This is a genomic window from Mesorhizobium sp. M4B.F.Ca.ET.089.01.1.1, assembly GCF_004022605.1.
Lineage (GTDB): Bacteria > Pseudomonadota > Alphaproteobacteria > Rhizobiales > Rhizobiaceae > Mesorhizobium > Mesorhizobium abyssinicae.
Map to the genome: position 1 here is coordinate 1 of NZ_RZOS01000228.1, position 9137 is coordinate 9137.

Below are 9137 nucleotides of genomic sequence, written 5' to 3' on the forward strand. Positions count from 1 at the left end.
GGCATCAACAATGCGATGGCTTCGGCCATCAACGTGCTGGGCGACGTGCATGGAGGCGCCGGCGAGCACCTGCGGGATCGTCAGCACCCGCCCGGCCGGCACGCCGGCGCGGTTGAGCTTTTCCTCCCAGGCGGCGGCCGAGGCGCCCGCCAGCGCATCCTCGATCAGCGCCTTCAGCGCGGCGCGATTCTGCTTGCGCGCCTCGCGCTCGGCAAAGCGCGGATCCGACGCCAGTTCGGGCCGTCCGATCAGTTGGGAAAGCGTGACGAACTGCTCCTGCTTGTTGGCGGCGATGTTGAGCAGCCCCTCGCCGGTGCGGAACGCGCCCGACGGTGCGGCCGTCATGTTCTCATTGCCCATCGGCCGCGGCTCGACGCCGGCGGTCAGATAGTTGGACACCGGCCAGCCGAGCGCCGAGAGCGTGCATTCCAGCATCGACACGTCGAGGAATGCCCCCTCGCCGCTCGTCTTCTGCTTGACCAGGGCCGCAGCAATGGCGAAGGCGCCGACCAGCCCGCCGAGGGTGTCGGCGACCGGATAGCCGACACGCAGCGGCGCCGTTTCCGGCGTGCCGGTGATGCTCATGATGCCCGACAGGCCCTGGATGATCTGGTCATAGGCCGGATTGTCGCGCATCGGCCCGCTCTGGCCGAAGCCCGATATGGCGCAGTAGACGAGACCCGGGCGGACAGCCTTCAGGCTGGCATAGCCGAGCCCAAGCCTGTCCATGACGCCCGGCCGGAAGTTTTCCACCAGCGCGTCGGCGGACGCGACCAGGTCGAGGAAGCGGTCGCGATCGGCCTCCTGCTTGAGATCGAGCACGACCGATCGTTTGCCGGCGTTCTGCGCCAGGAAAGAGGCGCCCATGCCGGCCTGGTTGAGCGTTGCCGAAGCGCCGAGCTGGCGCGCCAGATCCCCGCCATTCGGCGCCTCGACCTTGATGACGTCGGCGCCGAGCAGCGCCAGCTGGTAGGCGCAATAAGGGCCGGCCAGCACATTGGTCAGATCGAGGACGCGGATGCCGGAAAGCAGGTCGGTCATGATGCTCCAGATCGATCAGGCATCGCCGGGCACGTGCTCCGGTCCGCGCCTGCGCCGGTGCTCGACCCAGGCCCAGATATGCGGCCCGACGAGACCGATGAAGGCGAGCGTCAGCAGCGTCAGCGACAGCGGATGCCGGTAGAATACCGTCCAGTCGCCGTTGGCGATCGTCATCGCGCGGCGGAACTGCGTCTCGGCCAGCGGCCCGAGGATCATGCCGATGATGACCGGCGCGGTCGGGAAATCGAAGCGCCGCATCAGGAAGCCGGCCGCCCCCAGAAGATAGAGGATGACGAGATCGACCGGCGACTGCGAGATGCCATAGGTGCCGACGGTGGCGAACACCAGGATGCCGGCATAGAGCTGCGGCGCCGGGATCTTCAAGAGCCGCACCCACAGGCCGATCAGCGGCAGGTTGAGGATGACGAGGATGACGTTGGCGATGAACAGGCTGGCGATCAGGCCCCAGACGAGATTGGCCTGTGTCGTCAAGAGCAGCGGCCCGGGGTTGATGCCGTAGCTTTGGAAGGCCGACAGCATGATCGCGGCGGTGGCTGAGGTCGGCAATCCAAGCGTGAGCATCGGCACCAGCACGCCGGCGGCGGAGGCGTTGTTGGCGGCTTCCGGGCCAGCGACGCCCTCGATGGCGCCGACCGTGCCGAACTCCTCCTTGTGCTTCGACAGCTTCTTCTCGATCGCATAGGACAGGAAGGTCGGGATCTCGGCGCCGCCGGCCGGCATGGCGCCGATCGGGAAGCCGATCAGGGCGCCGCGCAGCCATGCCTTCCACGAGCGTCCCCATTCGGCCGCGGTCATGTAGAGCGAGCCCTTGAGCGGCACGATCTCGTCCTTGCCGGCATAGCGGCGCGAGGCCATGTAGAGCGTCTCGCCGACGGCGAACAGGCCGACCGCGACGATGATGACGTCGACGCCGTCGAGCAGTTCGCCCATGCCGAAGGTGAAGCGCGGCTGCCCGGTTTGCAGGTCGACGCCGATCATGCCGATGACGAAGCCGGCGAACAGGCTGGTGAGACCGCGCACCGAGGACGAGCCCAGCACCGCCGAGACGGTGATGAAGGCGAGCACCATCAGCGAGAAATACTCGGCCGGGCCGAAGGCCAATGCGAACTTGACCACGACCGGGGCCAGGAAGGCGACGCCCAGCGTGCCGATCGTGCCGGCGACGAAAGAGCCGATCGCCGAGGTGGCGAGCGCGGCGCCGCCGCGGCCCGAGCGCGCCATCCGGTTGCCTTCCAGGGCGGTGACGATGGTGGCGCTTTCGCCGGGCGTGTTGAGCAGGATCGACGTCGTCGAGCCGCCATACATGGCGCCGTAATAGATGCCGGCGAACAGGATGAAGGAGGCTTCCGGCGCCACCTGGTAGGTGATCGGCAGAAGCAGCGCGATGGTCAGCGCCGGCCCGAGGCCGGGCAGCACGCCGATCGCCGTTCCGAGCGTCGTGCCGACCAGGCACCACAAAAGATTGGCCGGCGTGAAGGCTACCGAGAAGCCGTGTGCGAGTTGGTTGAGCGTGTCCATGGCGTCAGCCCCTGACCATGGCGATGAGGGCGTTGATCACCGTGTTCAGCTGGTTTTCGACAAAGCCGGCGCCGATGTTGACGCCGAGCGCCTTGGCGAAGCCGAAATAGGCCGCGAGCGCCAGGATCAGCCCGAGCAGCACGTCGCGCAGCGGGCGGCGGCTGCCGAAGCCATAACAGACCAGAACGAACATGATCACCGAGGCGGCGGTGAAGCCGAGCGGATGGATGAGCGTAAGGTTGGCGACGAGGCCGGCCACCACGAAGCCCATCGACTTCCAGTCGGTCGGCGTCTCCTTCTCCTCGTCCGGCTGCCAGCCGCCCCGGAGCGCCGCGACGATGAGCAGCAACGACAGCACCACCATGCCGGCCATGGTGATGTACGGGAACACCCTGGGACCGACCTTGGAATAGAGCGGCGACACCGGGATCGCCAGCGTCTGCCAGGCCACGGCCGCGGCGCAGGCCAGGAGCCCGACGCCGATCAACAATTCGGGTATGGCGAAGCGCGGCGGCGCCTGCTGGTCGCTGGTGCTCATGAACGTCCTCCCTGGATGGCCGGCATCCCACGGCCGGCCCTGACCGCAGTCTCACCCGCGACGGAGTTCATGTCCATGCGCTTGGCGAGCGTCGAGGCGGGGCGGCGCGGGCCGCCCCGCTCCGGGAAGGCATCAGGCGAGGCCGAGATCCTTGAGGATGGCGCCGATGCGGGCGGTGTCCTCGGTGACGAACTTGGCATAGTCGTCGCCGGTGAGCAGGATCGGCGTCCAGTTGCGGTTCTTGCACTCGGTCGCCCAGGCCTCGCTCTTGGCCATGGTCTCGACCAGCTTGATGAGCGACGCCTTGTCGGCATCGGACACGCCGGGCGGGGCGAAGACGCCACGCCAGTTGAACAATTCGACATCGATGCCAGCCTCCTTCAGCGTCGGCGCGTCGATGCCCTCCTGGCGCTTGTCGGCGGAGATGGCGAGCAGCCTGAGCGCTCCCGCCTTGATCTGCTCGGAGAACTCGCCATAGCCGGAAATGCCGGCCGCCACCTGGTTGCCGAGCAGCGCCGACAGCGCCTCGCCGCCACCGGCGAAGGGCACATAGGAGAGATTGGTCGCCGGCACGCCGGCCGACTTGGCGATCAGCCCGAACAATATGTGGTCCGAACCGCCGGCCGAGCCTCCGGCCACCGGAACCTGGGTCGGATCGGCCTTGAGCGCGGCGACGAAGTCGGCGGCGGTCTTGAACGGTGACGCCGCCGGCACCACCAGCGCTTCGAACTCGCCGGTGAGGCGGGCGATCGGGATCACCTCGGTCAGGTTGTTGGCCGACTTGTTGGCGATGATGGCGCCGACCATGACCATGCCGGCCACCATCAGCGAATTGGCCTTGCCATTCCACTGGTTGACGAATTGCGGCAGGCCGACCGTGCCGCCGGCACCGCCGACATTGGTGATCTGCGAGCCCGAGATCAGCTTTTCAGAGCGCAGCACCTGGTCGATCGTGCGCGCCGTCTGGTCCCAGCCGCCGCCGGGCGCCGCCGGCACGAAGATCTGGAGCTGCGGCGCGTCCTGCGCGAAGGCGGGCGTGAAGTGCAGTGCCGCGAAGCCGGCCGCGGTGCTCGTCAAGAATCTGCGTCTGTTCAGCATGGGATTCCTCCAAATCACGACACCTCCTCCGGTGCCTGCCAAGACGTGGCCTGAATTCAGACCCGCCTTCGAGTTCAAGCATTTGTGACTGCGTTCTGTCAACGGGAATGGCATTCTACTGGACAGAACGATTTTGCCACGACAAAATCGCCTCATCCGGGCTTGGCCCGGGCGGGGCGACCAACATGAAATCATCATCGGGATGAAAAATACACCTGCCAGCCCGGCGTCGGCCGAAGGCGTTGCCGCGCTCGACCGCGCCATCGCCATCCTCGACGCATTCACCCCCGCCGACCGCTCGCTCGGCCTGGCCGAGATCGCGACCCGCACCGGCCTCTACAAGAGCACCATACTGAGGCTCGCCAACTCGCTGATGCGCGGGCAATTGCTGGAACGCCTGGACGACGGGCGCTATCGCATCGGGCCGGCCACCTTCAGGCTTGGCGCGCTCTACCAGCGCTCGGTGGTGGCGATGGATGTCCTGCTGCCGATCATGCGCGCCCTGTCCGAGCGGAGCTGGGAAAGCGTCGCCTTCTATGTCCGCTCCGGCGACGTCCGTACCTGCCTCTACCGCGTCGAGTCCAAGCATCCGATCCGCTACACGATCCGCGAGGGCGACGTGCTGCCCTTGCTGGCCGGCTCCGGCGGCCGCGTGCTCGCAGCATTTTCCGGTGAGCCGGGCGAACCCTATGAGACCATCCGCGAAGACTATCATCACCTGTCGGTGGGCGATCGCGACCCCGAGACGGCCGGCGTCTCGGCGCCCGTCTTCGGCCCTGGACGGACCCTGCTCGGCGCGCTCACCCTGGCCGGGCCGAGAACGCGCGTGGACGCGGCCTTTCTGCGGCGCATGACCGCGCCCCTGCTCGAGGCCGCCGCCCGCGCCACCCGCGCCTTCGGCGAAGACGCCTCGATGCTCGAACGGGCAAGCGTGAAAGCGGCCAGCGCCGGCAAAGCACTGGAATCTATCTGAATTATGTCCACAGGCTTCGGCCGCGACTTGCCGAACATTGGCATTCGGGCAAATTGGAAGCAGTCGAGCCCCAATAATATTTTCCTAAAATCCGATCCTATACCCCGGCGTAAGCTCGCCGCGGAAGAAGACGCCTTGTGTCGAGCTAAAATACTAGACAAGTTTATTGGCTGTTAAGGCCGACATGCTAGTCGAGCTGTTGTCGCATGACGAGCTGCGACATGAGGGCGAGAGGTTTCGTCCGACCCATGACTGATCGGTCGGACCGGCGGATTCACGGGGAGCCATGGCAATTTCCATGGAAGCTTGATGAGGCTGTCAGCGACGCTTGCCAGTCCGCGTCTTGTCGGACTGGTCTGGCCATTCATACTCGTGGTCCTGATCCAGGCTCTCGTCGCCAGCGGCAGCCTCTATACGCTTTCGGCCGTTCGCGCCTACGTTGGCGGCGAAAGCCATTGGTCGAAGGGACAGAAAGAGGCCATCTATTTCCTCAGCCTCTATGTCGATACCGGCAAAACGGGCTTCTTCAACGAATATCGCGACGCGATCGCCGTTCCGCTGGCCGACCACGCGGCGCGACTGGCGCTCGAGCAAGCGGAGCCTGACACCGACGCGGCGCGCGCCGGTTTCCTGCAAGGCGGAAATCACGCCGACGATGTCACTGGGATGATCTGGCTGTTCCGCAACTTCCGCGATGTCAGCTACCTCGATGTGGCCATCCAGCGCTGGGCGGCGGCAGACGTCATGATCCTGGCGCTTGACGAGCTTGGCAACGCCATCCACCGCAAGATCGAGGAAGGACCGGCATCGGCGGCGCAGATCGGCGCCTGGAAGGCAGAGATCCACCGGCTCAACGATGAGATCGGCCCCCTTTCCAAGGCATTCTCCGACAGCCTGGGTGAAGGTTCGCGTTTCATCAAGCTGGCATTGACGCTGGCCAACCTCGCCACGGCGGCCTTGCTTATCCTGCTTGCCGTGTGGCGCACGCGCAAGCTGCTGGCGCAGCGTCAGGCCTTTCAGAACGCGCTCAACGCCGAACGCGAACGGGCCCAGATCACGCTCGCCTCGATCGGCCAGGCCGTCATCAGCACGACTGCCGACGGGCGGCTGGACTATTTGAACGCCGTTGCCGAGCGTCTGTTGGCGCGCCAGTTCGATGCGGAAAAGGGCAAGCCGATCGCATCGCTGTTCAGGCTCATCGACAAGGAAACGGGCATCGAGGAGACACGGTGGATGGGGCGCCTGCTGGCCGGCGAGCCGCAGCCCGCCAACGCCCGACCATGGCTGCTCAAGCGCGCTGACGGCTCGGTCGTTCCCGTCGCCTTGACCGGCGCGCCGCTGTCGGTAGCGGGCAGGCTGGTCGGTGCCGTGCTCGCGGTCCACGACATGACGCGCGAACAGGACTATATCGAGCGGCTCTCATGGCAGGCATCGCACGACGCGCTGACCGGGCTTGCCAACCGCCGCGACTTCGAGAACCGCCTGCAAAGGACGGCGGCGGACTTGCACAGCCGGCCCGGCCAGCACGCGCTGATGTATCTCGATCTCGATCAGTTCAAGCTCGTCAACGATACATGCGGCCATGCCGCCGGCGACCAGCTGCTACGCCAGGTTTCGGTCCTGCTCGGCAACGAGCTGCGCGCGGGCGACATCCTGGCCAGGCTCGGCGGCGACGAGTTCGGCGTGCTGCTCTTCGACTGCAGCGCCGATGTCGCGGCCGATATCGCCGAACGGTTGCGGGCGACCGTGCAGGATCTGCATTTCTCCTGGAATGGACGGCCCTTCGTCATCACTGTCAGCATCGGCGTGGTGCAGATCACCGATGCCGAAGTCACGCTCGAGGAGACCCTGCAGGCCGCCGACGTCGCCTGTTACATGGCCAAGGAGAAGGGCCGCAACCGGGTTCAGCTGCACAGCGACAGCGACACCGCCCTGCGCGAACGCTTCACCGAGATGGCCTGGGTCCAGCGCCTGCACGCTGCCCTGGAGGAAAATCGCTTCAGGCTCCATTGCCAGGAGATCTGGCCGCTCAATGATGCCGTGGCCGAAGCCGGCGCGCATATCGAAATCCTGCTGCGGCTGACGGACGAGGACGGCTCCATCGTCTCGCCGGCCAGCTTCATCCCGGCGGCCGAGCGCTATGGGCTGATGCCGGCGATCGACCGCTGGGTCGTGCGCGGCGCATTCGCCGTTCTGGCCGCGCGCCTTGCCAACCCAACGGCCGCTCCGATCGCCACCTGCGCCATCAATCTCTCGGGGGCGAGCTTCGGCGACGAGACGTTCCTCGACTTCCTGCGCGAACAGTTCGGCGTCTTCGGCATTCCGCCGAACATGGTCTGCCTGGAGATCACCGAGACCAGCGCCATTGCCGATCTCGCCAACGCGATGCGCTTCATTGCCCAGTTGCGCGAGTTGGGATGCCGCTTCGCCCTCGACGACTTCGGCTCCGGCATGTCGTCCTTCGCCTATCTGAAACACCTGCCTGTCGACTATCTGAAAATCGACGGCAGCTTCGTCAAGGACATGCTGGAGGACCGCATCGACCGGGCCATGGTCGAGATGATCCATCATATCGGCAAGGTGATGGGCAAGCGCACGATTGCCGAGTTCGTTGAAAGCGAGAGCATCATCGAGGCCCTGAAGTCGATCGGCGTCGACTATGGCCAGGGCTATGCGATCGCCCGGCCGCAACCCTTCAACGCAACGACGAAGCTGCTGAGTCCGGGCTCGCGCGCTGCCCCCGACGACGGTCCGGACAGCGCTCTCGCGCGCAAGCTGCGCATGGCCGGCTGAGGATGGCTGGGCTGGCTCAGGGATGCCGTTCCAGCAGGATCGTCGCGTTGTCGTGATAGGTGGTACGCAGGATTTCCGTGTAGCCGCATTTGGCCGCGACATTGAGCGAGGCGGTGTTTTCCGGATCGATGATGCAGACTGTTCTGGCCGGCGAGAACGTCACGTCGCCCCAGGCGAGAGCCCGCTGTACCACTTCGCTGGCCAGTCCCCGGCCCTGCGCTTCCGGAGCCAGCGCCCAGCCAGCTTCCGGCACGCCCTCGATCGAGGGCTCGATGGCGCGCTTCAGATCGTGAAAGCCGGCCTCGCCGATGAAGCGGCCGGTCGCCTTCTCCTCGATCGCCCAGAAACCGTAGCCGAGCAGCGACCACAGGCCGGCATGACGCAGGAAGCGCATCCAGCTTTCCTCGCGCGTCCGCGGCTTGCCGCCGATGAAGCGGGTGACGGCGGGATCGGCCCACATGGCGACGTAGGCGTCGAAATCGTCCAGCCGGTGCGCCCGCAGGATGGTCCGCGCCGTTTCGATGACCGGGACGCCGGTTGCCTTTGGACTGCCCATAAAACTTGCCTCGCTTGAACGTCAAGCAGGCGCCTAGCAAACCTCCCGCACCGAACAAGGGCCACGGCGGTCCGGATCATCCTCCAGACCAGAACGTCCCATCACACCAGAGCAGCTAGCTGCCGGCCATGTCTGGGAATTCTGTCCGGCGATGCTAGTCTTCGCGGGAATCTGATTCAGCCCACGCATCATCCAACCAGAGGAAAAGCATGGATACCACCGACCTCGTGCTGGCCATCATCCATCATCTGCTGGTGTTTTCGCTGGCCGGCATCATCGGCGCCGAATTCGTGCTGATCCGCGGCGACTTGCCCGCCGCGACGCTGAAGCGCCTTGTCGGCATCGACCGCCATTACGGCATCATCGCCGCGCTGATCGTCATCGTCGGCGCCGGCCGTGTCTTCTATGGCCTCAAGGGCTGGGAGTTCTACATCTACAACTGGATGTTCTGGGCAAAGATGACGGCCTTCGTCATCGTCGGCCTTTTGTCGATCGTCCCGACCATCCGCTTCATCTCCTGGAACCGGCAGGCCGGCGCCACTCCCGGCTTTCAGGTGCCGGCGGCCGAGCTCGCCTCGGTGAAGACCTATGTCCGCGCC

8 protein-coding genes are annotated in these 9137 nt (G+C 65.8%); 3 read left to right on the top strand and 5 right to left on the bottom strand.

Annotated features, from left to right (window positions below):
- The 4 genes from EN780_RS20355 to EN780_RS20370 form a co-directional block, all read right to left on the bottom strand.
- Positions 1 to 1041: CoA transferase (locus tag EN780_RS20355; protein ID WP_245500039.1), on the bottom strand; the 1041-nt coding region annotated here is incomplete at its 3' end.
- A gap of 15 nt (positions 1042 to 1056) precedes the next feature.
- On the bottom strand, positions 1057 to 2580 hold the full coding sequence (locus tag EN780_RS20360) for a tripartite tricarboxylate transporter permease (RefSeq protein ID WP_128275119.1): 1524 nt from the start codon (positions 2578 to 2580) through the stop codon (positions 1057 to 1059).
- Positions 2581 to 2584: 4 nt separating this feature from the next.
- Positions 2585 to 3118 (bottom strand): tripartite tricarboxylate transporter TctB family protein, encoded by a 534-nt coding sequence (locus EN780_RS20365; RefSeq protein ID WP_128275120.1) that lies wholly within the window; start codon positions 3116 to 3118, stop codon positions 2585 to 2587.
- A gap of 132 nt (positions 3119 to 3250) precedes the next feature.
- Complete coding sequence (locus EN780_RS20370) at positions 3251 to 4216, bottom strand: tripartite tricarboxylate transporter substrate-binding protein (protein WP_128275121.1); 966 nt, start codon at positions 4214 to 4216, stop codon at positions 3251 to 3253.
- Between the two features lie 202 nt (positions 4217 to 4418).
- Here EN780_RS20370 and EN780_RS20375 point away from each other — a divergent pair, with 202 nt between their 5' ends.
- A complete protein-coding gene (locus tag EN780_RS20375) occupies positions 4419 to 5189 on the top strand; it encodes an IclR family transcriptional regulator (RefSeq protein ID WP_128275122.1) in 771 nt (256 codons plus the stop codon).
- Positions 5190 to 5498: 309 nt separating this feature from the next.
- The gene (locus EN780_RS20380) at positions 5499 to 7982 is read left to right on the top strand and encodes an EAL domain-containing protein (protein WP_128275123.1); all 2484 of its coding nucleotides are present in this window, start codon (positions 5499 to 5501) and stop codon (positions 7980 to 7982) included.
- A gap of 16 nt (positions 7983 to 7998) precedes the next feature.
- Here the strand turns inward: EN780_RS20380 and EN780_RS20385 are convergent, their stop codons facing one another.
- Positions 7999 to 8538, bottom strand: coding sequence for a GNAT family N-acetyltransferase (locus tag EN780_RS20385; RefSeq protein WP_127310572.1), 540 nt, complete (start codon positions 8536 to 8538; stop codon positions 7999 to 8001).
- Between the two features lie 209 nt (positions 8539 to 8747).
- Here EN780_RS20385 and EN780_RS20390 point away from each other — a divergent pair.
- Positions 8748 to 9137 (top strand): DUF2214 family protein (locus EN780_RS20390; RefSeq protein WP_128275124.1); only part of this gene is annotated, 390 nt, incomplete at its 3' end.